Genomic DNA, 22,190 nt, shown 5'->3' with positions numbered 1-22,190 from the left:
CGCGGCCTGCAGGGCGCCGGCGACCGCGCAGCTGGACGAGCTGATCACCCGTCTCGGCCGCGGAGCATCGGCCGCAAGTACCTCAACGTCATGAGCGGAGCCGCCGCCGCCGAGCACGCCTACAGCCGCGAGGACGCCCCGTCAGGGGGCTGCCACGGGAAGCAGGAGGCGTGAGCGGCCGTCCACCGCGATCGTCCGGTGCGACGGCTGCGTCCGGGTGCCGCTGGCGGGGGGTTCGTCCGTGCCCAGGTTGCGGGCGAAGCGCGGGTGCGCGCCGCCTGCCACGAGCAGCCGGATCCGGTGCCCCGCCGCGAACCGGTGGGCCATCGCGTCGAGGTCCACCCGCACGACCCGATCGGCCCGGTCCGCGTCGACGAGGCGCACGAAGCCGTCGGAGACGTTGCGGGAACGGCCCTTCGCGTCCACGTCGCAGATGCGGACGAACAGGTCGGCTTGCGGGTTGTCGCTGGTGTGGGCGAGCTCCACCACGGGGCTCCCGACGACCTCCAGGTCCGCGGGCAGCGGCTCCCCGGTGAACGTCACGACGTCCGTCCGGGCCTCGAGCGCGCGGTTGTCCTGCACGCCGCTGCCGCCGGCCAGCACCCGGCCACCGACCGACGGGGTCGGGTGGTCGGGGTTGTAGGTGAACATGGCGGGTACGGCGCTCGCGGCCGGTGCGTCGCTGCCCAGCGCGCCTCCGGGCTGCAGGTGCAGCACCTGGTGGCCTGCTGGTGGCGGCCACTCCGGCAGGCCGCGCCAGCCACCGTCGGCACCGCCGACGTGGATGCGGACGGGGGCCGGTCGGCGCGTGCCGGGACGGCCGGCGAGGTGCTCGCCCAGCCAGTCGAGGGTCTCGCGCGCGACGACACCGCTCGCCTTCCCGGCCACGTCGGTGTGGGTCCACGGACCGACGGTCAGGCCGACGTCGACGCCGCGGCGGTGCAGGTGCTCGTACCCGGCGAGGGTCTGGTCGAGGAACAGGTCCTGCCAGCCGCCGATCATCAGTACCGGGACCTGCACCCGGTCGAGCGCGGCGTCGAGGCGCATGTTCTCCCAGAACGGGTCGTCCGCGTCCGGTCGTGACGCCCAGTCCGGGTACCAGGGTGCGCGGCCGGAGAGCAGCGCCTGCCCGGCGGATACCAGCGGCAGGTCGTGGAAGGCCGGCCGCAGGCGCCGGGCCGCCGTGGCGGCGCGCAGGAGAGCCTGTCCGCCGGTGGCGACCTCCTGGTGGGCCACCATCTCGCTCCACCCGAAGAAGTCGCCGAGGGAGAACGCGCCGGCTCCGTGCACCGCGCGGTGGAAGTCGTGCGGGGCCACGCTCAGCACCGCCGTGCGCAGTTCCGGCGGCGGATCCATGAGCAGCGCCCACTGCGTGAACCCGAGGTAGGACGGTCCGAGCGTGGCGAACTGCCCGTCGAACCACGGTTGCTCCCGCATCCAGGCCACCGTGTCGTGGCCGTCGTCGATCTCGTGCCGCATCGGGGTGAACACGTCGCCGGAGCCGAACGTGCCCCGGCAGCTCTGCAGCAGCACGTGGTAGCCGCGTGCCGCGTACAGCCGTGCGGAGAACAGCGCGAACACCGACCCCCGGCCGTACGGGCCGCGGACGAGCACCGTGCCGAGCGCGGGTGTGGTGGTCGGCGAGTAGAGGTCGGCGACGAGGTGGGTGCCGTCGCGCATCGGGACCCGCAGCCCGCGGGTGACCGTGTACCCCGACTCCTCGGGCCGGCGCAGCACCAGCGCGGAGACCATCCGGTCGACGAGCCGCGCGGCACGGCCGGGCGGGCTGGTGTCCGGGCTCGGCTCGACCGTCGTCGTCATCGCTCTCCTCGTCGTTGAGCCGGGGCGCGGGCCGGGAGGGCCGGCGCCGGAATTGCAGCAACGCCACTTTCCCGCAACGGGTCGGCGGGAACGTGACTTTGCCGCAATCCGGACGGACGCGTCGTCCCGGATGAAGCTGTTTTCTGCCACACAGGGTGACCGCGACAACAAACTCGGGTGGTCGTCACGAAATCGTGACCACACAGTGACGACTTGAACGATCCAGTGTGCTTGGCGCCACTCCGTTGGGGGACATACGTTGTCCGTCACAACATTCCCCCGCACCCGCGGGGATCCCCGACGCTGTGGAAGGACGATCAATGCGCATCAGGAGAGCCGCGATCGCGGCCGCGGGGCTGGGGCTCGCCCTCACGCTCGCCGCGTGCGGTCAGAACGCCGCCGCCCCGTCCGCGCCGTCCGCGAGCTCTGCTCCGGCCGGCGGGGTCAAGGTCGGCGTGATCCTCCCCGAGACCGCCAGCTCCGCCCGCTGGGAGGGCTTCGACAAGCCGCTCCTCACGGCGGCGATGCAGGCCCAGGGCCTCGACGCCGACATCCAGAACGCGCAGGGTGACGAGCAGAAGTTCTCGACCCTCGCCGACGGCATGATCTCCAGCGGGGTCAAGGTGCTGGTCATCGCGTCGATCAGCAGCGACTCCGGTGCCGCTGTCGCCGCGAAGGCCAAGGCCCAGGGCATCCCCGTGATCGACTACGACCGCCTCAACCTCGGCGGCACCAGCGACTACTACGTCTCGTTCGACAACACCAAGGTCGGTGAGCTGCAGGGCCAGGGTCTCGCCCAGGCGCTCACGGGCAAGCAGGGCGGCCAGGTGATCGAGATCGAGGGCGCTCCCACCGACAACAACGCCACCCTGTTCCACAACGGCCAGGAGAACATCCTCAAGCCGCTGTACGACAACGGCACCCTCAAGCTGGTGCAGTCGCAGCCCATCGACAACTGGGACAACCAGCAGGGCGGCACCACGTTCGAGCAGATCCTCACGAGCAACGGCGGCAAGGTCGACGGCGTCGTCGCCGCCAACGACGGCCTCGCGGGCGCCATCATCACCGTGCTCACCAAGTACGGCCTCAACGGCAAGGTCCCGGTGACCGGCCAGGACGCCACCCCCGACGGCCTCCAGGCCATCCTGCGCGGCGACCAGTACATGACGGTCTACAAGCCGATCGACCAGGAGGCCGAGGCCACCGCCAAGCTCGCCGCCGCGCTGGCGAAGGGCGACACGGCAGCCGCCGACGCGATCGCGACGCAGACCGAGAAGGACCCGACGGGCAACCGCGACGTCAAGTCGGTGCTGCTCACGCCGCAGCTCATCACCAAGGACAACGTCAAGACCGTGGTCGACGCCGGTGCCGTCAAGGCCTCGGAGATCTGCGTGCCCGCCACTCAGGCCGCCTGCGACCAGCTCGGTATCAAGTAACACTCGACCCTCGTGCGCGGGTGCCGTCGTCCGGTAGTGGCACCGGGTGGCGGCACCCGCGCACGGGCACCGGAGGTGCCCGCATGACTGACCCGATCCTGCAGCTGCGCGGGGTGAACAAGAGCTTCGGCGCGGTCCAGGTGCTGCACGACGTGGACCTCACCGTCCGCGCCGGCGAGGTCACCGCACTCGTCGGGGACAACGGCGCCGGCAAGTCGACGCTCGTGAAGTGCGTCGCCGGGATCCACCCGATCGACAGCGGCGACGTGGTGTTCAACGGCAACCCGGTGACGCTCAACGCGCCCACCGACGCCGCGAAGCTCGGCATCGAGGTCGTCTACCAGGACCTCGCGCTGGCCGACAACCTCGACATCGTCCAGAACATGTTCCTCGGCCGGGAGCGCGGCAAGTCGTGGCTGCTCGACGAGGCCGACATGGAGCAGGCCGCCCGGCGGACCCTCGCGTCGCTGTCCGTGCGCACGGTGACGTCCGTCCGGATGCCCGTCGCGGCGCTGTCCGGCGGGCAGCGGCAGACCGTCGCCATCGCCAAGGCCGTGCTCTGGGACTCCAAGGTGGTGCTGCTCGACGAGCCGACGGCTGCGCTGGGCGTCGCCCAGACCCGTCAGGTGCTCGACCTCATCAGGCGACTCGCCGAGCAGGGCCTCGGTGTCGTGCTGATCAGCCACAACATGGCTGACGTCTTCGAGGTCTCCGACCGCATCGCCACCCTGTACCTGGGCCGGATGGTGGCCCAGGTGCCCACCAAGGACATCACCAACACGCAGGCCGTCGAGCTGATCACCGCGGGCCGTTCCGGGGATCTCGGCCTGCAGCGACCCGAAAGCGTGACGGTCTGATGACGGCACCCACCGAGGGCCCCGAGAAGGCCCAGACGGAGCAGAAGGCCCAGGAGACGAGCGCGGCCGAGCGTGCGGCACCGGCGTCCGCGCGCTCGGCCGACTTCGGCATCGACACCACCGCGAAGTCCACGGGCGAGGCGATCCGCGGCTACCTGATGAGCCTGCGCAGCGGCGACCTCGGCGCCCTGCCCGCCCTGCTCGGCCTGCTGGCCCTGTTCATCCTCTTCACGGCGCTCGCGCCGGACACGTTCCCCAGCCTGCTGAACCTGGCCAACCTGCTCCAGCAGGGCGCCGGGCAGACCATCATCGCGATGGGTCTGGTGTTCGTCCTGCTCACCGGCGAGATCGACCTCGCGGCGGGCACGGCGTCCGGCCTCACCGCCTCGGTGATGGCGCTGCACCTCGTGAGCAGCGGCAACCTGCTCGGTGCGATGGGCACCCCCGTCTTCCTGCTCTTCGCGGCGGTCATCGTCGTCGCGATCGTGCTGGCGGTGCTGCTGCGGATCTGGGCGGGCGCGATCGCCTCCGCGGGAGCGCTGCTGCTCCTGCTCATCGGGTTCCCGCCGAACCCGTGGCTCGAGATGCTGCTCGCCGTCCTGGTCGGCGTGGTGATCGGCTGCCTCACCGGCTTCCTGGTCGCGAAAGTCGGCATGCCGTCGTTCGTCGTGACGCTGGCGTTGTTCATCGCCTGGCAGGGCGTGATCCTGCAGCTGATCGGTGACGGCGGCACGCTGGGTCTGCGCGACCCCGTGATCGCCGCCGTGGCCAACGGCAACCTCTCCACGCTCGGCAGCTGGATCCTGTTCGTCGTGGCCGCCGGTGGTTACGCGGCGGTCATGCTCAACCGCCAGGTCTCGCGGCGCAAGCTCGGGCTCGTCGCCCAGCCGACGGGTCTGGTGCTGATCAAGACCATCGCCGTGGTGGTGCTCGCCGCGGTGGCGACCTACCTGCTCACGGTGAACCGCTCCCCGGGCCAGCTGCCGATCTCGGGCGTCCCGTACGTGGTGCCGCTCGTGCTCGTGCTCCTCGTGGCAGGCACCTACGTGCTCGACCGCACCCGTTTCGGCCGGCACGTGTACGCCGTCGGCGGCAACCGGGAGGCCGCGCGCCGCGCCGGTATCGACGTGGTCCGCATCCGGGCCGCCGTGTTCGTCATCTCCACGGCGTTCGCGGCGATCGGCGCCATCGTCTACTCGTCGAAGGTCGGGTCGGTGTCGCCGAGCGCGGGTGGTGGCAACACCCTGCTGTTCGCGGTCGGTGGCGCCGTCATCGGTGGCACGTCGCTGTTCGGCGGCCGCGGCCGGATCAGCAACGCCGTGATCGGTGGTGCGGTGCTGGCCATGGTCAACAACGGTCTCGGCCTGCTCGGTCAGCCCGCGTCCGTCGTCTTCCTCGTCAACGGGATCGTGCTGCTCCTGGCTGCGGGGGTGGACGTGCTGTCGCGGCGGCGCTCGGCGGTCGCCGGCAGGTGAGTCGCACCTGGGGTGGCGACGGTGGCGGCGGCCCGTCCGCCGCCACCGCGGGTGCCCGGCCCGACGAGGCCAGGCGGCACAACCGCGCAGCACTGTTGCGACGACTGCACGTCGACGGCCCGTGTACGCGGGCCACCCTCGCCAGCGAGCTCGGACTCAACCGCAGCACGATCAAGGCGGTGGTCGACGGCCTCGCGGAGAGCGGGGTCGTCACCGAGGCGCTGCCTGCCCAGCGCAACGGCGCGGGCCGGCCCTCCCTGATGGTGCTGCCCGAGCCGGAGGCGGCCGTGGTGCTCGCCGTCGACGTCCGGGTCGAGCAGGTGGCGATGTCGATGGTCGGCATCGGCGGGCAGGTGCTCGGACGGCACAGCTGGAACCTGCACAACCGCACCCGGACCCCCGGCGAGGTGATCACCCACGTCGCGGAGTCGGCTCAGCTGCTCGCCGACGAGCTGGCGGTGACCGCGCTGGGCGTGGGGGTGTCGGTGCCGGGCGTGGTCCGGCGCGACGACGGCTTCGTCCACGAGGCACCCAACCTGGGCTGGCGCGACATCGCGCTCGGCGCGCGGCTGGTCACGGTGCTGAAGGTGCCCGTGCAGGTGGCGAACGACGCCGAGCTCGGAGCGCTCGCCGAGCACGTCCGCGGCGACGCCCGCGATGTGGACGACCTCGTCTACATCTCGGCGGACAAGGGCGTGGGCGGCGGCGTGATCTCCGCGGGGGTGCCGCTGCGTGGCACGCGCGGGTACGTCGGCGAGCTCGGCCACCTCGTCGTCCGGCCCGGGGGCAGGCCCTGTTACTGCGGGTCCCGGGGCTGCTGGGAGACGGAGGTCGGGGAGGCGGCACTGTGCCGCGCCCTCGGGCTCGCCGAGGACACCCCGCGTGGCGTGGTGGTGGCGGAGCTCCGGTCGCTCGCCACCGTCCCGCTCCCCGGCCCGCTCGACGAGTTCGCCGAGTGGCTCGCCACCGGGCTCGTCACCGTGGTGAACATGATGGCTCCGGAGCTGGTGGTGCTCGGAGACCTGTTCACCGCGCTGCCACCGGCCGTGGTGGCGGAGGTCCGCGCGATGGTGCACGAGCGCAGCCTCGTGAGCCGTGCCGTGGGCGGCACCCGGATCGAGACGAGCCCGCTCGGCCGCGACGCGAAGCTCGTCGGCGCGGCCGAGCTGGCCTTCGAACCGATCCTCGGCACCGTCTGAGCGCTTCCGGGGGGAGCAGGCGCGGCGTCAGGGGTAGCGGTTGTTCTTGTTCTCGCGGTCGTTCTCGTAGCCGTCGGGTTGTCAGCCGTCGCGGTAGTTGCGGCGAGCCTGCCAGGTCTTGTCCATGTCGTAGTTGGCCCTCTTGACCTCTGCCCACCAGCGCCCGATGAACATCCCGGCGAACACCCCTACCGCCAGGATGAGCCACATTGCAGTCGTCATATGTCACCTCCAGTGAGAGCCTGCTCGCAGAGAGCGATCAGTGTGTTACGCGTCATACTGCGGAGGAGTTGGGCGGCGCGATCGTGTCGGTGGGCGGCAGCAGGTGGTGACCGAACCGACCGTCCGCACCCCGGTTCCCCGCCCGCCGCGCGGCCGGTTGGAGACCGCTCCGAGCCGCACGCCACGGCCCCTCGAAGGGCGCCCACGTGCGGTTCGCGGCGATCAAGGACCCGGGGCTGGCTGAAGATCACGGTGAACCGCGCTTCTCGGCCCGCCAAAGGGCGCTCACGTGCGGTTCGCGCGGTCGTCCACGCCGGCCCGCGGATTCCGGGCGACTCGCGCACGGAAATCGGGCGACTCGCGGGGGCGAACCGGGCGACTCGCGGGCGGGGGCGATCACGGTCACCGAGCAGCGACTCGGCGGGCGCAGGCGCGCGATCGGCCGGTTGGCCCGGCCCCGTGATCAACGCGCACCCGCGGCTGCGCCCGGCGCGGCTGCTCAGCGGGCTGTGGGAGCGGGCGTACACGGGATCGCGCCGTGGCGGGGATGCAGACCCCGGGGCGCTGCACCGGTCGCCGTGGTTGCGTATCCTTCCTGCGACCCGCGGGAGCCCGCGTTCCGAGGCTGAGAGGGCGGCAGGACCGGCCGCCGACCGTTCGCACCTGACCCGGTTAGTACCGGCGTAGGGAGGAACCCTCGTGAGCGGCGTACGCCCGTATCGGCCCGCCATCGTCCTGTTCGCCGTGTTGGCGGTCCTGCTGGCCGGGTGTGCCAGCACCGGGGGCGGCGGCGGGTCGACCCCGGCAGGCCTCCAGACGATCCGCGTCGCACTGGACTGGACGCCGAACACCAACCACACCGGCCTCTACGTGGCGCAGCAGGAGGGCTGGTTCCGCGACGCGGGGCTGGACGTGCAGTTCCTCCCGTACAACAACACCTCGCCCGACACCCTCGTGTCGGCAGGCGCCGCCGACTTCGGCATCAGCTTCCAGGACTCGTTCACCTTCTCGAAGGCGGCCGGCGCGGACATCACGTCGGTGATGGCGATCCTGCAGCACTGGGCCACCCGGATCGCCGTGAAGGCCGACCGGACCGACATCAACTCCCCGAAGGACCTCGACGGCAAGACCTACGGCGGGTTCGGCGGCCCGGGCGAGGAACCCAAGATGAAGGCCGTCATCCGCGACGCGGGCGGCAAGGGCGACTTCACGACGGTGGTGCTCGGCACCTCGGCGTACGAGGCGCTCTACAACGGCCAGGTCGACTTCACCGAGCCGTTCATGGCGTGGGAGGGCATCGAGGCCGAGCTGCACAACCAGCCGCTCAAGACCTTCTCCTACACCGACTACGGCTTCCCCGACGCCTACAACGTGCTGCTCATCGGCAACAGCCCCTGGCTGCAGGCCCATCCCGACCTGGCCGCCAAGTTCGTGCAGGCGGCGCAGCGCGGCTACCAGCTCGGCGCCGACGACCCCGCCAAGGCCGCCCAGCTGCTGATGGACGCCAACCCCGGCGTGTTCACCGAGCCGGAGCTCGTGACGCGCAGTCAGCAGATGCTCAGCGAGCAGTACCTGCGCGACCCGTCCGGCAAGGTCGGTACGCAGACGCTGGACAAGTGGGCAGGCTTCTCGGGGTGGGTCTTCGACTCGGGCGCGCTGACCGGGCCGGACGGCAAACCGCTCACGCAGCGACCCGACTTCTCCACCTGGTTCACCGACCAGTACCTGGCGAAACCGTGAGCGTGCGACGGGCCGGCGGGCTGCGCACGGCCTCGGCGGTCGTGCCGTCGCTCGTGCTCGTCGCGCTCGGGCTCGTGGCCTGGCAGTGGTACGTCACGGCGGCCGACGTCCGGCCGCAGATCCTGCCGTCGCCGCTGCGGGTGGCCACGCAGGGCTGGGCGTTCCGCGAGCAGCTCTGGGCGAACACGCTGCCGACCCTGCAGGTCACGGCCGTCGGGTTCGGGGTGTCGCTGGCGCTGGGCTGGGTGCTGGCGGTGGCCGTTGACTTCTCCCCGTGGCTGCGCCGCGCCCTCACACCGCTGCTGGTGGCGTCCCAGACCCTGCCGATCATCGCGATCGCGCCGCTGCTGATCATCTGGTTCGGTTTCGGGCTGCTGCCGAAGGTGCTGGTGATCGCGCTCGTCACGTTCTTCCCGATCGCCGTCGGGCTGATCGAGGGGTTCGCCGCCACCGACCGGCAGGCCACCAACCTGCTGCGCAGCATGGGCGCGTCGCGCTGGAAGCAGTTCCGCTACGTGCGGCTGCCGGGCGCGATGCCCTCGTTCTTCACGGCGTTGCGCATCGGCATCACCTACGCGGTCACCGGAGCGATCTTCGCCGAGTACGTCGGCGCCACGGCGGGTCTCGGGATCTTCATGAGCCTGCAGAAGAACTCCTTCCGCACCGACCTGGTGCTCGCCGCGGTGGTGGTGACGGCGCTGCTGTCGGTCACGCTGTTCGTCCTCACCTACGTCGTCCAGCGGCTGGTGATCCCCTGGCACGGGAAGGAGCGCCGCCGTGCCTGAGACGGGCCACGAGACCAAGCTGCTGCTCGACGACCTGCGCAAGGTCTATCCGGGGCTACCGGTGCTCGACGGGGTCACCTTCGACGTCGCGCCCGGTGAGTTCGTCTCCGTGATCGGGCCGAGCGGCTGCGGCAAGTCCACGCTGTTCAACGTGATCGCGGGCCTGGAACGCCCCGACTCCGGGCGCGTGCTCGTCGACGGCGACGACGCGACGGGGCACGTCGAGCCGTTCGCGTACATGCCTCAGCAGGATCTGCTCTTCCCGTGGCGCACCGTCCTCGACAACACGACGCTGGGCCTGGAGGTGGCCGGGATGTCGCGGCGGACCGCCCGGGAGCAGGCCCGGCCGCTGTTCGCCGAGTTCGGCCTGGACGGGTTCGAGTCGGCCCACCCGTACGAGCTGTCCGGCGGGATGCGCCAGCGGGCCGCGCTGCTGCGCACGGTGGTGCAGGACCGCGCGGTGCTGCTGCTCGACGAGCCCTTCGGCGCGCTGGACTCGCTCACCCGCACGGACATGCAGACCTGGCTCGACGGTGTGCGCGGCCGTTTCGGCTGGACGGTCCTGCTGATCACGCACGACATCCGGGAGGCGGTGTTCCTGTCCGACCGCGTGGTGGTGCTCGGGCCGCGGCCCACCCGCGTGCGGCGCGAGGTGACCGTCGACCTGCCCCGGCCCCGCGACATCGGGCTGATCACCTCCTCGGAGTTCGCGGCCATCGAGGAGGAGTTGCTCGCGGTGCTGCGGGACCGCTCCCGATGAACGACAGAACGTCCTCGTAGCATGCCGGGAGTGCGACTGACCCGTAGCGCCCGCAAGCACGGGGTGGCTGCCGACGACATCCGCCGGGTACTCGCAGCGCCGCTGCGCACGGTCGTGCAGGGCGACGTCGAACTGCACATCGGCCTGACGGACGCCCGCGACCTGATCGAGGTGGTGGTGGCGCCGGGGGACCCCGTGATCGTGCTGCACGCGATGCGGCTGCGGCCCGCGAACTACCGGTACCTCACCTGGCCGGCCCCGGCCCGTTCCGGCGGGCCGTCGTAGCGCCACCGGGGAGCACCTCCCGATTACAGTCGCGGGCATGCCCGCTCACACCCCCCGCGCCGACGTGCTGGCCGCGGTCCCCACGCTCGTCGACGAGTCAGGTGAGATCGACACCGCGGCCAACAGGGCCTTGCTCACCGGTTTGGTGGGCCGTGTGGACGGCGTCTTCGTCGCCGGCACGACCGGCGAGTTCCCGGCCCTGCACCGCGCCGAGCGCCGTGACCTCGTCGGTCTCGCCCTCGAGGCATTCGGCCCGGACCGCGTGGTGGCCCACATCGGGGCGGCCGCCACCCGGGACGCTGTCACGCTCGCCCGCGACGCCGTGGCACTCGGGGCGTCCCGCCTCGCGGCGATCACGCCGTACTACCTGGCCGTCGACACCGACGCGGTCACGCGGCACTTCGCCGCGATCACCGCTGCCGCCGGGGACGCCGTGGTGTACGGCTACCTGTTCCCCGACCGCACCGGCGTCGCGGCGGACGCCGAGGTGTTCGCGCGTACGGCCGCGGAGACCGGGCTCGCCGGCGCGAAGCTGAGCGGTGCCGCGGCCGGCCTGCTGGCCGAGTTCGTGGCGGCGCTGCCGACCGGCACCCCGCTCTGGACGGGCCACGACTCCGCGCTGGCCGCGGCCGTCCGGGCCGGGGGCCGGGGCGTCGTCTCGGGGCTCTCCTCCGCGTTCCCGGCGCCGCTCGCCGCGCTCGCGGACGCCGTCGCGCGCGGGGACGCCGAGGCCGAGCGCACGGCCCAGGCCGAGGCCGACGAGGTGGCCGCCACGCTCGCCGGCAGCCCGGAGGCGATCAAGTACGCGCTGACCCGGCAGGGCATCGGCACCGAGGTCATGCGGATGCCCGCGCCGCTGGTGAGCGCCGGGAGGCGAGAACGGATCGACCGCCTGGTGGCGGCCGCCGGGGCGCCCGTGGCCTGACCCGTCGCCGGATCCGGGTGATCGCCGCGAGCCGTACGTGGGCGCCCCCCGGGGGGCGAGACGTGCGGCTCGTCGCGATCTCACGATCCGTCGGTGAGCACCACGATCAGCGTCCGGGGGCCGTGCACGCCCTCCACGCGCTCCAACTCGATGTCGCTGGTGGCCGACGGTCCGCTGATGAACGTGATCGGGCTCGGCGGATGCAGCGCCGCCACCAGTTCCGGCACGGTGTGCACCACCTGGTCGGCGCGCACCACGCAGACGTGCACGTCGGGCACGAGGGTGAGCGCCCGGCGCCCCTGGTCGGGGGAGCCGTCCAGGGCGATCGTGCCGGTGGTGGCGCACGCCGCCGCGCAGGCGGTGACCACGGCGGCGGATGCGTCGAGGTCGGCGGGGGAGAGGGTACCCACCCCGTCGGCGCCGTCGACGACGGCTCCCGGCACCCAGTCGCCCGGCAGGCCGGACGGCACCACGACGGGTCCGGTCAGCTCCGCCAGCGCGCCGCGGATCGCGGCAGGCACGCCGTCGGCGGGGGCGTCGATCACCGTGGCCTTGTAGTCGACGAGCCGGTCGCGGAACAGCGCGAGCACCTCGGGTGCGCCGGGCGGGTGGTCGCCGCTGCGGTGGTAGTCGCGCGGGACGTCCGGTGGCGGCGGGGCGCCCGCCCCGCGGTTGGCCTCCCGGATGCGGGCCAGCACGTCCTCCCGGGCGCTCATGACGTGCCCCGCTCGCGGGCCCACCACTCGCGGAAGGTCTCCGACGGCGGACGGGGGGCGTCCCGGCTCCCCGTCCAGGCGGACAGGGGTGGCGGGAGCGTCGAGATCCGGCCCGCGGACCGGCCGAGCAGGCGGCCGAGCCGGGACGCCTTCTCGGCGGCGGCGAACCGTCCGGGCGAGGACATCAGCCACGACGCGGCCGCCATCGACAGGGCCTCCGCGCTGGGGACCGAGCGGGCGCGCTGGGCGTCGACGTGCTGGGCCCGCAGCCGCACCAGCAGCGAGGGGATGTCGATCCGCACGGGGCAGGCGTCGAAGCAGGCCCCGCACAGGCTCGACGCGTAGGGCAGCGACGCGTTGTCCTCCACGCCCGTGAGCTGCGGCGAGAGCACCGCGCCGATGGGCCCGGGGTACACCGAGCCGTACGCGTGCCCGCCCGTGCGCTCGTACACCGGGCACACGTTGAGGCAGGCCGAGCACCGGATGCAGTGCAGTGCGGCGCGGCCCACCTCGTCGGCCAGCGTGGCGGTGCGCCCGTTGTCGAGCAGCACGAGGTGGAAGGTCTGCGGCCCGTCCCCGGGGGTCACCCCGGTCCACGCCGAGGTGTAGGGGTTCATCCGCTCGCCGGTGGAGCTGCGGGGGAGCAGCTGCAGGAACACCTCGAGGTCCTGCCAGGTGGGCACGACCTTCTCGATGCCCATCACCGTGATCAGCGTCTCCGGCAGGGTGAGGCACATCCGGCCGTTGCCCTCGGACTCCACCACGAGGAGCGTGCCGGTGTCGGCCACCCCGAAGTTGGCCCCGGAGATCGCCACCTTCGCGCGCAGGAACCGCTCCCGCAGGAACGCCCGCGCGGCCATCGCGAGCTTGCGGGGTTCGGAGGTCAGCGCCGGGTCGACACCGGGCATCTCGCGCAGGAAGATCTCCCGGATCTCCGCGCGGTTGCGGTGGATCGCCGGCACCAGGATGTGGCTGGGCTGGTCGTGCCCGAGCTGGACGATCAGCTCGGCGAGGTCGGTCTCGTGCGCGGTGATCCCGGCGGCCTCGAGCGCCTCGTTGAGCCCGATCTCCTGGGTGGCCATCGACTTGACCTTGACGACCTCGGTCTCGCCCGTCTCCTGCACGAGCCGGGTGACGATGGCGTTGGCGTCGTTCGCGTCGCGCGCCCAGTGCACCACCCCGCCGCGGGCGGTGACCTCCCGTTCCAGGCGCTCGAGGTGCTCGTCGAGACGCGCCATGGTCGCGGTCTTGAGTGCCTCGCCCGCCAGCCGCAGCTGCTCCCAGTCGGGCAGCTCCGCCACGACCGACGCGCGCTTGGTGCGGATGACGCGGGTGGCGTGCCCGAGGTTGCGGCGCAGCTGGGAGTCGGCCAGCGCGCCGCGGGCGGCGTCCGGGAACGACTGGGTGCCTCGCAGGTGGCCGACCCCTGGCGGGGCGACGGCCGGCATGCCCAGATCCGTGCTCATCGGTCCCCCTCACTGCTTGCGGCGGGTGCTTCGAGCAGGCGCGGTGCCAGCGTCTCGCTCGCGAGCTCGCTGGTGGCTCCGACCTCGGTGCCGGCGAGGATCTCGGCGAGGTGCACCGTGCGCGTCCCGCTGCGCAGCCGGGACAGCCCGCCGCCGATGTGCATGAGGCACGACGCGTCGCCCGCCGTGGTGACCTCGGCGCCGGTGTCCAGCACGTTGCGCATCTTGTCGGCGAGCATGGCGGTGGACGTGTCGGCGTTCTTGATCGCGAACGTGCCGCCGAAACCGCAGCACTGCTCGGCCTCGGGCAGCTCCAGCAGGGTCATGCCCCGCACGTGGCGCAGGAGCCGCAGCGGCTTGTCGCCCACCCGCAACATGCGCAGCGAGTGGCAGGTGGGGTGGTAGGTGACGCGGTGCGGGTAGTAGGCGCCGACGTCCTCCACGCCGAGCACGTCCACCAGCAGCTCCGACAGCTCGTAGGTGCGGGCGCCCACCCGCTCCGCCCGCTCGGCCAGCGCGTCGTCACCGCCCCCGTGGGCGACCATCGCGTGCTGGTGGCGCACCGAGCCGACGCATGAGCCGGACGGCGCGACGATCACGTCGTAGGGTTCGAACACCTCCACGTGGTGGCGCACCAGCGGCAGCGCCTCGCGCTGGTAGCCGGTGTTGACGTGCATCTGCCCGCAGCAGGTCTGCGCGGTCGGGAAGACGACCTCGTGGCCCAACCGCTCGAGCAGCGTGACGGTGGCCCGGCCTACCTGCGGGTACAGGGCGTCGGCCAAGCACGTCACGAACAGGGCGATCCTCATGCGTTCTCCCTACTCCACCTCAGGCCACAGTGCTCGATCGCAGGGGCCCGATCCCGGTGGACGCCCGCACCACCAGTTCCGGAGCGAACACCACCTGCTGGTGCTCGTGCCCGTCCGGGCTGCGGGCCTCGGCGAGGAGCAGTTCGGCTGCGGTCCGCCCGAGCCGGTGGCGCGGCTGCGCCACCGAGGTCAGGGGCACCGCGGCGGCCTCGGCGAACTCGATGTCGTCGTAGCCGACGATCGCGAGGTCCTCGGGCACGCGCAGGCCGAGCCGCACCATCTGTTGCAGCAGCCCGAGGGCGAGCAGGTCGTTGGCACAGAAGGCCGCCGTGGGCCGGCGCGCGGCGGGCAGCCCGGCGATCCGTTCCCCGGCACGCCTGCCCTGGGCGACGTCGAGCCGGGCGGTCTCGAGCACGGTCAGCTCGCCGGTGCCGGCTCGGGCGACCGCCCGTTCGGCCCCGGAGATGCGGTCGCGCACCTGGCCGATCGTGCGCGGGCCACCGACGAAGGCGATCCTGCGGTGCCCGCTGTCGAGCAGGTGGGTGACCGCGAGATCGCCGCCGAGCAGGTCGTCCACGGTGACCGAGCAGTGCCCGGGCCCCGCGGCCCGGTCCACGACCACGACCGGCGTGCCGCGGGCGGCCAGCTCACCGATCCGGGGGTCGGCGGCGTCGACCGGGGTGATGAGCACCCCCTCGACGCGTTGCTGTTCGAGCAGGTCGAGGTAGGCGGCCTGGCGCTCGCGGTCCTCGCCGCTGTTGCACAGGAAGAGCGCGAGCCCGGCCGCGTCGGCGGCCTCCTGCACCCCGCGTGCGACGTCGGTGAAGAACGGGTTGGTGGCGTCGAGCACGACGTAGGCCAGCGTGCGGCTGCCGCCGCCCCGCAGCTGGCGTGCCGACTCGTTGCGCACGAAGCCCAGCTCGGCGATGGCCGCGAGCACGCGCTTGCGGGTGCGCTCGCTCACCAGCTCCGGCCGGTTCAGCACGTTGGAGACCGTGCCCAGCGAGACGCGGGCGTGAGCCGCCACGTCCTTCATGCTGGGCGTGCTCGATCCCGCCACCACGTTGTCAGCTCCGATCCTCGTCCTTGCTGCGCGCAGCATGCCGTGCGCTTCTGAAACGTACAAGTGCGGCAGGTCGGGGTCAGTGGGGTGGTCCGTAATCCGGACGGGTGAGGAGAACGGGCCGGATGTGAGCAGGCGCTTGTACTGGCGGTTCGGTCTTGACACTCTCTTGCCGACGGTCGTACGGTCGCCCGGCTCACGTTTTGAAACGTTTCACCAACGACGTTGAAGGGGGCCGCATGGCGAGCCCAGAGCCGGGCAGGCCACTGCTCGCGGTGCGCTCGGTGGCGAAGTCCTTCGGCGCCGTCTCCGCCGTCCGGGACGTGTCCTTCCCCCTGTACGGCGGCGAGGTGCACGCGCTGGTGGGCGAGAACGGCGCAGGCAAGTCGACGATCGTCAAGATGCTCGCCGGGCTGCACCGCCCCGACACGGGAACGATCGAGCTCGACGGGCAGCCGGTCGAGCTGCACTCGCCCGCCGACGCGCTGGCCGCCGGCATCGCGGTGATCTACCAGGAGCCGGCGCTCTTCCCCGACCTGTCGGTGGCCGAGAACATCTTCATGGGCCGCCAGCCGCTGCGCTCGGGGCGCCGGATCGACCGCCGCGCGATGAACGCCCGCGCCGCCGCCTACTTCACGCAGCTGGGGGTGGCCATCGACCCCGACCGGCCCGCCCGCGGCCTGTCCATCGCCGACCAGCAGATCGTCGAGATCGCCAAGGCGCTGTCGCTCGACGCCCGCGTGATCGTGATGGACGAGCCGACCGCCGCGCTCACGGGCGTGGAGGTGCAGCGCCTGTTCGCCGTGGCCGAGTCGCTGCGCGCGGGCGGCGCGGCGCTGCTGTTCATCTCCCATCGCTTCGAGGAGATCACGGCCCTGTGCCAGCGCGTCACGATCATGCGCGACGGGGCCCACGTCTCCACCGACCCGCTCGCCGAGCTGACCGTCGACGAGATGGTGCGCCGGATGGTCGGCAGGCCGCTGGACACCCTCTTCCCCAAGCACGACGTCGTCCCAGGGGACGTCGTGCTCGAGGTGGAGGGCATCACCCGCGCCGGTGTCTTCGCCGACGTGTCGTTCCAGGTGCGCGCCGGCGAGATCGTCGCGCTCGCGGGCCTGGTCGGGGCCGGGCGCTCGGAGGTGGTGCAGGCCGTCTTCGGGGTGGACCCGCGGGACTCCGGCGAGGTGCGGGTCGACGGGAAGTCGCTGCGCGGCGGGTCGCCCGCGGCGGCCATGCGCGCCGGCGTCGCGCTCGTGCCGGAGGACCGCAGGCAGCAGGGCCTCGTTCTCGACGCCTCGATCGAGCGCAACATCACCTCCACCCGGCTGGGCAGCCTCGCCAAGCTCGGCCTGCTCGTCGGGGGAGCGGAGCGGCGCTTCGCCCGCGACTGGGCGGCGCGCCTGCAGACGAAGTACTCCCACCTGACCGACCCCGCCGGCCGGCTCTCGGGCGGCAACCAGCAGAAGGTCGTGCTGGCCAAATGGCTCTCCACACAGCCGCGCGTGCTGATCGTCGACGAGCCCACCCGCGGCATCGACGTCGGCACCAAGGCCGAGGTGCACCGGCTGCTGTCGGACCTCGCGGCCGAGGGCGTCGCGATCGTGATGGTGTCCTCCGAACTGCCCGAGGTGCTCGGCATGGCCGACCGCGTGCTCGTGATGCGCGAGGGAGAACTGGTGGCCGAGCTACCGCGCGCGGAGGCCACCGAGCAGACCGTGATGTTCGCGGCCACCGGGCAGGGGGCGGCGGCATGACCACCGCGCCACCCACGTCCACCGGCCCGGCGCCGTCCGTCGAGCACGACAAGGCCGCCGAGTCGCGTGTCGGGCTCATCCTGCGGGCCCGCGAGCTCGGCATCGTCATCGCGCTCGCCGCGCTCGTGGTGGTGACCGCCGTGGTCAACCCCCGGTTCCTCTCCGGGCAGAGCATCCGCGACCTCGTGCTGGCCGCGGCGATCATCGTCGTGCTCGCCGTCGGGCAGGCCGTCGTCGTGATCACCCGCAACATCGACCTCTCGGTCGGCTCCGTGCTCGGGCTCTCCGCGTTCGCGGTGGGGTCGCTGCTGCAGGCGGCTCCCGGTGTACCGGTGGTGGTCGCGCTGCTGGTCGGGCTGGCCTTCGGGGCGGTCTGCGGCCTCGTCAACGGCGTGCTCGTGCGGTTCGGGAACGTCCCCGCGCTGGTCGTCACGCTCGGCACGCTGTACGTCTACCGCGGGATCGGCTTCTTCTGGGCGGGCGGCCAGCAGATCAACGCCGACAAGCTGCCGCCCGGGTTCCTGGCCTTCGGCACCGCAGGCGTGCTCGGGGTGCCGTGGCTCATCCTCATCGCGCTCGTCGTGGTCGTGGTGGCGGGGCTGTACCTGCGCAATTACCGCGCCGGGCGGGAGCTCTACGCCATGGGCTCGAACCCCGAGGCCGCGCGGCTGGCCGGGATCCCGGTCGGGCGCCGCACCCTGGCCGCGTTCGTGGTGAGCGGCGCGCTCGCCGGGCTCGCCGGGGTGCTGTTCGCCGCCCGCTTCGGCACGATCGACGCCTCCGCGGGCACCGGCATGGAGCTCAACGTCGTCGCCGCCGTCGTGGTCGGCGGGGTGGCCGTCTTCGGGGGCAGCGGCACGATCTGGGGTGCCGCGATCGGCGCGCTCCTGCTCACCACCATCGGCAGCGCGCTACCCGTGCTCGGCATCGACCAGTTCTGGCAGCAGGCCATCGTCGGGGCGCTGATCCTGCTCGCCATCGGCACCGACCGGGTGGTGGCCGCCCGCATCGCCGCCTCGCTGCGCCGGAGGGAATCCCATGTCGTCTCCTGACCTGTCCGCCCGGCGCCTGCTCGGCAGGCTCACCTCCTGGGACGCCGCGATCATCGGCGTGCTGATCCTGTTCGTGATCATCACGTCGTTCACGGTCGACAACTTCGCGTCGAGCCGCAACTTCTCCTTCCTGGTGCTCGACCTCGCACCGATCGCCCTGATGGCCCTCCCGATGACCCTGATCATCGTCACCGGGGAGATCGACCTCTCGGTGGCGAGCACGCTCGGGCTCGCCAGCGCCGTGATGGGCGCGATGTGGGAGGGCGGCCTCCCGATCGAGACGATCATCCCGGTCTGCGTGCTCCTCGGCGCGGTGCTCGGCGCGGTGAACGGCACCTTCGTCACCGTGTTCGGGCTGCCGTCGCTGGCGGTCACGATCGGCACCCTGGCCCTCTACCGCGGCCTCGCGTTCGTCGTACTCGGAGACCGCGCCGTGGCCGAGTTCCCCGAGAGCTACACCGACCTGGTCACCGGTCGCATCGGCGACACGGGCATCCCGCTGCTGCTCATCCCGCTCGTCGTGCTCGGGCTCGTCTTCGCGATCGTGCTGCACGTGACCCCGTTCGGCCGGTCACTGTTCGCCATCGGCGCCAACGCCGAAGCCGCCCGGTTCTCCGGCACCCGCGTCACCCGCGTCAAGTTCTGGCTCTACGTCGTCAGCGGCGCCGTCGCGGCGCTCGCCGGGGTGCTGTGGACGCTGCGCTACTCCAGCGCCCGTGCCGACAACGGCACCGGCCTCGAACTGGCCGTCGTCGCGGCGGTGCTGCTCGGCGGGGTCTCGATCTTCGGCGGCCGGGGCACCCTCTGGGGGGTCATCGCCGGTGCGCTCCTGCTCACCTCGCTGCAGAACGCGCTGCGCCTGGCCGACGTCTCCAACGAGGCGCTCAGCGTCGTCACCGGTCTGCTGCTCATCGTCTCCGTCCTCGCGCCCAACCTGGCGAGCAACGCGCAAGCCGCCCTGCGGCGACGCAGGCGGCCCGACCCGCCGCCGCCCGCCTCCCCGAATCCCGACCCCGCACCGTCACCGACGCCGGCCGTCCGGTCCTCCTGAAAGGGAAACCACCATGTCCCTGCGCTCCACCAGACCGGGCTCCGTCCGCAGGCTCGCCCCTGTCGCGGTCGGGCTGGTGCTCGCCGTCGGCCTCTCGGCCTGCGGCGGCACCACCCGCGACTCGTCCGCCGGTGACACCGGCGGTTCCACCGGCGCCGCGGCGGCCACCGCCAACCCGGACGCGCCGATCCGCGAGGGACTCAAGATCGCCTTCCTGCCCAAGCAGCTGAACAACCCGTACTCCGACATCGAGGCGGGCGGCGGTCAGACGGCCGTCACGGAGCTCAAGGGCGACTACAAGCTCGTCGGCCCCAACGACGCGAGCGCGTCGTCGCAGGTCAGCTACATCAACACGCTCATCCAGCAGCAGCAGGACGTCATCGGCATCGCCGCCAACGACCCGAACGCGGTGTGCCCGTCGCTCAACCAGGCCCGGGACGCCGGCATCAAGGTCGTCGCCTTCGACTCCGACGCCGCGAAGCAGTGCCGCGACGTCTTCGTCAACCAGGCCACCACGCAGGGCATCGGCGAGACGCTCGTCAAGATGACCCACGATCTCACCGGCGGCCAGGGTGACATCGCGATCCTGTCCGCCACCCCGAACGCCACCAACCAGAACGCCTGGATCGCGGTGGTGCAGGAGGAGCTCAAGAAGCCCGAGAACGCCGGCATGAAGCTGGTGGCCACCGTGTACGGCAACGACGACGACCAGAAGTCGTTCCAGGAGGCCCAGGGCCTGCTGCAGACCTACCCGAACCTGAAGGCGATCGTCTCGCCCACCACGGTCGGCATCGCCGCGACCGCGCGGTACGTCAGCAGCTCCAGCTACAAGGGCAAGGTCGCGGTCACCGGGCTGGGCACGCCCAACCAGATGCGGGAGTTCGTCAAGGACGGCACCGTGTCGCAGTTCGCCCTGTGGAACCCCGCCGACATCGGCTACCTCGCCGGCTACGCCGGGGCCGCCCTCGCGTCGGGACAGATCACCGGCAAGCAGGGCGAGACGTTCACCGCGGGCAAGCTCGGCAAGTACACGATCGGCGCCGACGGCGAGATCGTCCTGGGCCCGCCCACGGTGTTCAACGCCCAGAACATCGACCAGTTCAACTTCTGACCCGCATCCCGGCCACGAGAGGACCGTCCGGTGCCGCGCTACTGCTTCCAGCTCCAGGTCCGGCCCGACCGGCTGGACGAGTACCGGGAGCGCCACCGGGCGGTGTGGCCGGACATGCTCGTCGCACTGCGGGACGCCGGCTGGCACAACTACTCGCTCTTCCTGCGGCCCGACGGGCTGCTCATCGGCTACGTCGAGGCCGACGACCTCACCGCCGCCCAGCAGGCGATGGCGGCCACCGACGTGAACGCGCGGTGGCAGGCCGAGATGCAGCAGTTCTTCACCGGGCTCGACGGCCGCGGCCCGGACGAGGGCTTCCTCCTGCTCGACGAGATCTTCCACCTCGAGGACCAGCTCGCTCACCACGGCAACCCCGCGCCCACCCCTGCGCGCCGTTCCGGATCGGAGACCACACCATGACCAGCACCGCCAGCCGTCCCGCCGTCGCGGACGGGGTGAAGCAGGGGCTGGCGCAGCTCCGGATCGAGACCCCGTCCTGGGGCTACGCCAACTCCGGCACCCGGTTCAAGGTCTTCGCGCAGGCGGGCGTGCCGCGCTCGCCCGAGGAGAAGATCGCGGACGCCGCCGTGGTGCACCGCCTCACCGGCGCCGCGCCCAGCGTCGCGCTGCACATCCCGTGGGACCGGGTGGACGACTACCGCGCGCTCGCCGCGTACGCCGCCGACCAGGGAGTCGCGCTCGGCACGATCAACGCCAACGTCTTCCAGGACGACGACTACAAGCTCGGCAGCGTCACCAACCCCGACCCGCGGGTGCGGCGCAAGGCGATCGACCACCTGCTCGAGTGCGTCGACATCATGGACGCCACGGGCTCGCGCGACCTCAAGCTGTGGTTCTCCGACGGCACCAACTACCCGGGCCAGGACAGCATCCGGGCGCGGCAGGACCGGCTCACCGAGGCACTGCGGGAGACCTACGACCGGCTGGGCGAGAGCCAGCGGCTCATCCTCGAGTACAAGCTCTTCGAGCCGGCGTTCTACACCACCGACGTGCCGGACTGGGGCACGGCGTTCGCGCACTGCCTCGAGCTGGGCCCGCGCGCGCAGGTCTGCATCGACACCGGCCACCACGCCCCCGGCACGAACATCGAGTTCATCGTGGCGTTCCTGCTGCGGGCCGGGAAGCTCGGCGCGTTCGACTTCAACTCGCGCTTCTACGCCGACGACGACCTGATGGTGGGCGCGGCCGACCCGTTCCAGCTCTTCCGGATCCTGCACGAGATCGTGCAGGGCGGCGCGCTCGATCCGGCGCTGGGGATCGCGTACATGCTCGACCAGTGCCACAACATCGAGACGAAGATCCCGGCGATCATCCGCTCGGTGATGAACGTGCAGGAGGCCACCGCGAAAGCCCTGCTCGTGGACGCCGACGCGCTCGCCGCCGCCCAGCTCTCGGGCGACGTGCTCGCGGCCAACGCCGTGCTGATGGACGCCTACAACACCGACGTCCGGCCCCTGCTCGCGCAGCTGCGCGAGGAGTCCGGCCTCGACCCCGACCCGATCGCCGCCTACCACCGCTCCGGCTACCAGCAGCAGATCGAGCGTGACCGGGTCGGCGGCCGGCAGGCCGGCTGGGGCGCGTAGGCCCTGCCTGGTTGCAGCAAAGCCACGTTGCGGCAACCAGGTTGCGTGAAAGTGGCTTT

21 protein-coding genes are annotated in these 22,190 nt (G+C 72.1%); 15 read left to right on the top strand and 6 right to left on the bottom strand.

Features of this window, described 5'->3' with window-relative positions; genetic code table 11:
• Nucleotides 1–141 precede the first annotated feature (141 nt).
• On the bottom strand, nt 142–1,821 hold the full coding sequence (locus tag AC5L35_RS34275) for a CocE/NonD family hydrolase (protein WP_495063903.1): 1,680 nt from the start codon (nt 1,819–1,821) through the stop codon (nt 142–144).
• Between the two features lie 320 nt (nt 1,822–2,141).
• On the opposite strand from AC5L35_RS34275, the gene AC5L35_RS34270 reads away from it, so the two are divergent.
• From AC5L35_RS34270 to AC5L35_RS34255, 4 genes are all read left to right on the top strand, one after another.
• Nucleotides 2,142–3,257 (top strand): sugar ABC transporter substrate-binding protein, encoded by a 1,116-nt coding sequence (locus tag AC5L35_RS34270; RefSeq protein WP_495063902.1) that lies wholly within the window; start codon nt 2,142–2,144, stop codon nt 3,255–3,257.
• A gap of 83 nt (nt 3,258–3,340) precedes the next feature.
• Nucleotides 3,341–4,114: an ATP-binding cassette domain-containing protein gene (locus AC5L35_RS34265; protein ID WP_495063901.1), complete on the top strand. Its 774-nt coding sequence runs from the start codon at nt 3,341–3,343 to the stop codon at nt 4,112–4,114.
• Nucleotides 4,114–5,589 carry a sugar ABC transporter permease gene (locus AC5L35_RS34260; RefSeq protein ID WP_495063900.1) on the top strand — a complete coding sequence of 492 codons (1,476 nt, stop codon included), beginning with the start codon at nt 4,114–4,116 and terminating at the stop codon, nt 5,587–5,589. The genes AC5L35_RS34265 and AC5L35_RS34260 overlap by 1 nt, the downstream gene beginning before the upstream one ends.
• A complete protein-coding gene (locus tag AC5L35_RS34255) occupies nt 5,586–6,788 on the top strand; it encodes an ROK family protein (RefSeq protein WP_495063899.1) in 1,203 nt (400 codons plus the stop codon). The genes AC5L35_RS34260 and AC5L35_RS34255 overlap by 4 nt, the downstream gene beginning before the upstream one ends.
• An 81-nt stretch (nt 6,789–6,869) precedes the next feature.
• Here AC5L35_RS34255 and AC5L35_RS34250 read toward each other — a convergent pair whose 3' ends face one another.
• Nucleotides 6,870–7,010 carry a hypothetical protein gene (locus tag AC5L35_RS34250; protein ID WP_169396424.1) on the bottom strand — a complete coding sequence of 47 codons (141 nt, stop codon included), beginning with the start codon at nt 7,008–7,010 and terminating at the stop codon, nt 6,870–6,872.
• A gap of 699 nt (nt 7,011–7,709) precedes the next feature.
• Between AC5L35_RS34250 and AC5L35_RS34245 the strand changes: the two genes are divergently transcribed.
• The 5 genes from AC5L35_RS34245 to AC5L35_RS34225 are packed head-to-tail and all read left to right on the top strand — an operon-like array spanning nt 7,710 to nt 11,505.
• On the top strand, nt 7,710–8,750 hold the full coding sequence (locus tag AC5L35_RS34245; RefSeq protein ID WP_495063898.1) for an ABC transporter substrate-binding protein: 1,041 nt from the start codon (nt 7,710–7,712) through the stop codon (nt 8,748–8,750).
• A complete protein-coding gene (locus tag AC5L35_RS34240; protein ID WP_495063897.1) occupies nt 8,747–9,535 on the top strand; it encodes an ABC transporter permease in 789 nt (262 codons plus the stop codon). The genes AC5L35_RS34245 and AC5L35_RS34240 overlap by 4 nt, the downstream gene beginning before the upstream one ends.
• Complete coding sequence (locus tag AC5L35_RS34235) at nt 9,528–10,295, top strand: ABC transporter ATP-binding protein (RefSeq protein ID WP_495063896.1); 768 nt, start codon at nt 9,528–9,530, stop codon at nt 10,293–10,295. Before AC5L35_RS34240 ends, AC5L35_RS34235 begins: the two co-directional genes overlap by 8 nt.
• Before the next feature lie 30 nt (nt 10,296–10,325).
• Nucleotides 10,326–10,580, top strand: a complete 255-nt coding sequence (locus tag AC5L35_RS34230) for a hypothetical protein (protein WP_495063895.1) — start codon at nt 10,326–10,328, stop codon at nt 10,578–10,580.
• 37 nt (nt 10,581–10,617) lie between these two features.
• Nucleotides 10,618–11,505 carry a dihydrodipicolinate synthase family protein gene (locus tag AC5L35_RS34225; RefSeq protein WP_495063894.1) on the top strand — a complete coding sequence of 296 codons (888 nt, stop codon included), beginning with the start codon at nt 10,618–10,620 and terminating at the stop codon, nt 11,503–11,505.
• Between the two features lie 80 nt (nt 11,506–11,585).
• Here AC5L35_RS34225 and AC5L35_RS34220 read toward each other — a convergent pair whose 3' ends face one another.
• The 4 genes from AC5L35_RS34220 to AC5L35_RS34205 are packed head-to-tail and all read right to left on the bottom strand — an operon-like array spanning nt 11,586 to nt 15,532.
• Nucleotides 11,586–12,221 (bottom strand): LutC/YkgG family protein, encoded by a 636-nt coding sequence (locus AC5L35_RS34220; protein ID WP_495063893.1) that lies wholly within the window; start codon nt 12,219–12,221, stop codon nt 11,586–11,588.
• Complete coding sequence (locus AC5L35_RS34215; RefSeq protein WP_495063892.1) at nt 12,218–13,687, bottom strand: LutB/LldF family L-lactate oxidation iron-sulfur protein; 1,470 nt, start codon at nt 13,685–13,687, stop codon at nt 12,218–12,220. Before AC5L35_RS34215 ends, AC5L35_RS34220 begins: the two co-directional genes overlap by 4 nt.
• Nucleotides 13,684–14,496 carry a (Fe-S)-binding protein gene (locus AC5L35_RS34210; RefSeq protein WP_495063891.1) on the bottom strand — a complete coding sequence of 271 codons (813 nt, stop codon included), beginning with the start codon at nt 14,494–14,496 and terminating at the stop codon, nt 13,684–13,686. The genes AC5L35_RS34215 and AC5L35_RS34210 overlap by 4 nt, the downstream gene beginning before the upstream one ends.
• 19 nt (nt 14,497–14,515) lie before the next feature.
• A complete protein-coding gene (locus AC5L35_RS34205; protein WP_495063953.1) occupies nt 14,516–15,532 on the bottom strand; it encodes a LacI family DNA-binding transcriptional regulator in 1,017 nt (338 codons plus the stop codon).
• Nucleotides 15,533–15,798: 266 nt separating this feature from the next.
• Here AC5L35_RS34205 and AC5L35_RS34200 point away from each other — a divergent pair, with 266 nt between their 5' ends.
• From AC5L35_RS34200 to rhaI, 6 genes are read left to right on the top strand one after another with little or no spacing between them, the layout of a single operon-like run.
• Nucleotides 15,799–17,313 (top strand): sugar ABC transporter ATP-binding protein, encoded by a 1,515-nt coding sequence (locus tag AC5L35_RS34200; protein WP_495063890.1) that lies wholly within the window; start codon nt 15,799–15,801, stop codon nt 17,311–17,313.
• Entirely contained in the window at nt 17,310–18,365 is a 1,056-nt protein-coding gene (locus tag AC5L35_RS34195; RefSeq protein WP_495063889.1) for an ABC transporter permease, read from the top strand. The genes AC5L35_RS34200 and AC5L35_RS34195 overlap by 4 nt, the downstream gene beginning before the upstream one ends.
• Nucleotides 18,352–19,416 (top strand): ABC transporter permease, encoded by a 1,065-nt coding sequence (locus tag AC5L35_RS34190; RefSeq protein WP_495063888.1) that lies wholly within the window; start codon nt 18,352–18,354, stop codon nt 19,414–19,416. Before AC5L35_RS34195 ends, AC5L35_RS34190 begins: the two co-directional genes overlap by 14 nt.
• Nucleotides 19,417–19,429: 13 nt before the next feature.
• Nucleotides 19,430–20,527, top strand: coding sequence for a rhamnose ABC transporter substrate-binding protein (gene rhaS / locus AC5L35_RS34185; protein ID WP_433280565.1), 1,098 nt, complete (start codon nt 19,430–19,432; stop codon nt 20,525–20,527).
• 30 nt (nt 20,528–20,557) lie between these two features.
• The gene (locus tag AC5L35_RS34180) at nt 20,558–20,947 is read left to right on the top strand and encodes an L-rhamnose mutarotase (RefSeq protein WP_495063887.1); all 390 of its coding nucleotides are present in this window, start codon (nt 20,558–20,560) and stop codon (nt 20,945–20,947) included.
• Entirely contained in the window at nt 20,944–22,131 is a 1,188-nt protein-coding gene (gene rhaI / locus AC5L35_RS34175; protein WP_495063886.1) for an L-rhamnose isomerase, read from the top strand. Before AC5L35_RS34180 ends, rhaI begins: the two co-directional genes overlap by 4 nt.
• The last annotated feature ends 59 nt before the right edge of the window (nt 22,132–22,190 follow it).

The organism is Pseudonocardia sp. OZ21, assembly GCF_059359135.1.
The sequence above is the reverse complement of the archived record's forward strand: the minus strand, read 5'-3'. Positions and strand labels throughout refer to the sequence as shown.

Bases quoted from the DNA above. Each gene is read 5' to 3' on its own strand.
- AC5L35_RS34275 (WP_495063903.1), bottom strand. From the start codon at position 1,821: ATGACGACGACGGTCGAGCCGAGCCCGGACACCAGCCCGCCCGGCCGT.
- AC5L35_RS34270 (WP_495063902.1), top strand. From the start codon at position 2,142: ATGCGCATCAGGAGAGCCGCGATCGCGGCCGCGGGGCTGGGGCTCGCC.
- AC5L35_RS34265 (WP_495063901.1), top strand. From the start codon at position 3,341: ATGACTGACCCGATCCTGCAGCTGCGCGGGGTGAACAAGAGCTTCGGC.
- AC5L35_RS34260 (WP_495063900.1), top strand. From the start codon at position 4,114: ATGACGGCACCCACCGAGGGCCCCGAGAAGGCCCAGACGGAGCAGAAG.
- AC5L35_RS34250 (WP_169396424.1), bottom strand. From the start codon at position 7,010: ATGACGACTGCAATGTGGCTCATCCTGGCGGTAGGGGTGTTCGCCGGG.
- AC5L35_RS34225 (WP_495063894.1), top strand. From the start codon at position 10,618: ATGCCCGCTCACACCCCCCGCGCCGACGTGCTGGCCGCGGTCCCCACG.
- AC5L35_RS34220 (WP_495063893.1), bottom strand. From the start codon at position 12,221: ATGAGCGCCCGGGAGGACGTGCTGGCCCGCATCCGGGAGGCCAACCGC.
- AC5L35_RS34215 (WP_495063892.1), bottom strand. From the start codon at position 13,687: ATGAGCACGGATCTGGGCATGCCGGCCGTCGCCCCGCCAGGGGTCGGC.
- AC5L35_RS34210 (WP_495063891.1), bottom strand. From the start codon at position 14,496: ATGAGGATCGCCCTGTTCGTGACGTGCTTGGCCGACGCCCTGTACCCG.
- AC5L35_RS34205 (WP_495063953.1), bottom strand. From the start codon at position 15,532: ATGAAGGACGTGGCGGCTCACGCCCGCGTCTCGCTGGGCACGGTCTCC.
- AC5L35_RS34200 (WP_495063890.1), top strand. From the start codon at position 15,799: ATGGCGAGCCCAGAGCCGGGCAGGCCACTGCTCGCGGTGCGCTCGGTG.
- AC5L35_RS34195 (WP_495063889.1), top strand. From the start codon at position 17,310: ATGACCACCGCGCCACCCACGTCCACCGGCCCGGCGCCGTCCGTCGAG.
- AC5L35_RS34190 (WP_495063888.1), top strand. From the start codon at position 18,352: ATGTCGTCTCCTGACCTGTCCGCCCGGCGCCTGCTCGGCAGGCTCACC.
- rhaS (WP_433280565.1), top strand. From the start codon at position 19,430: ATGTCCCTGCGCTCCACCAGACCGGGCTCCGTCCGCAGGCTCGCCCCT.
- rhaI (WP_495063886.1), top strand. From the start codon at position 20,944: ATGACCAGCACCGCCAGCCGTCCCGCCGTCGCGGACGGGGTGAAGCAG.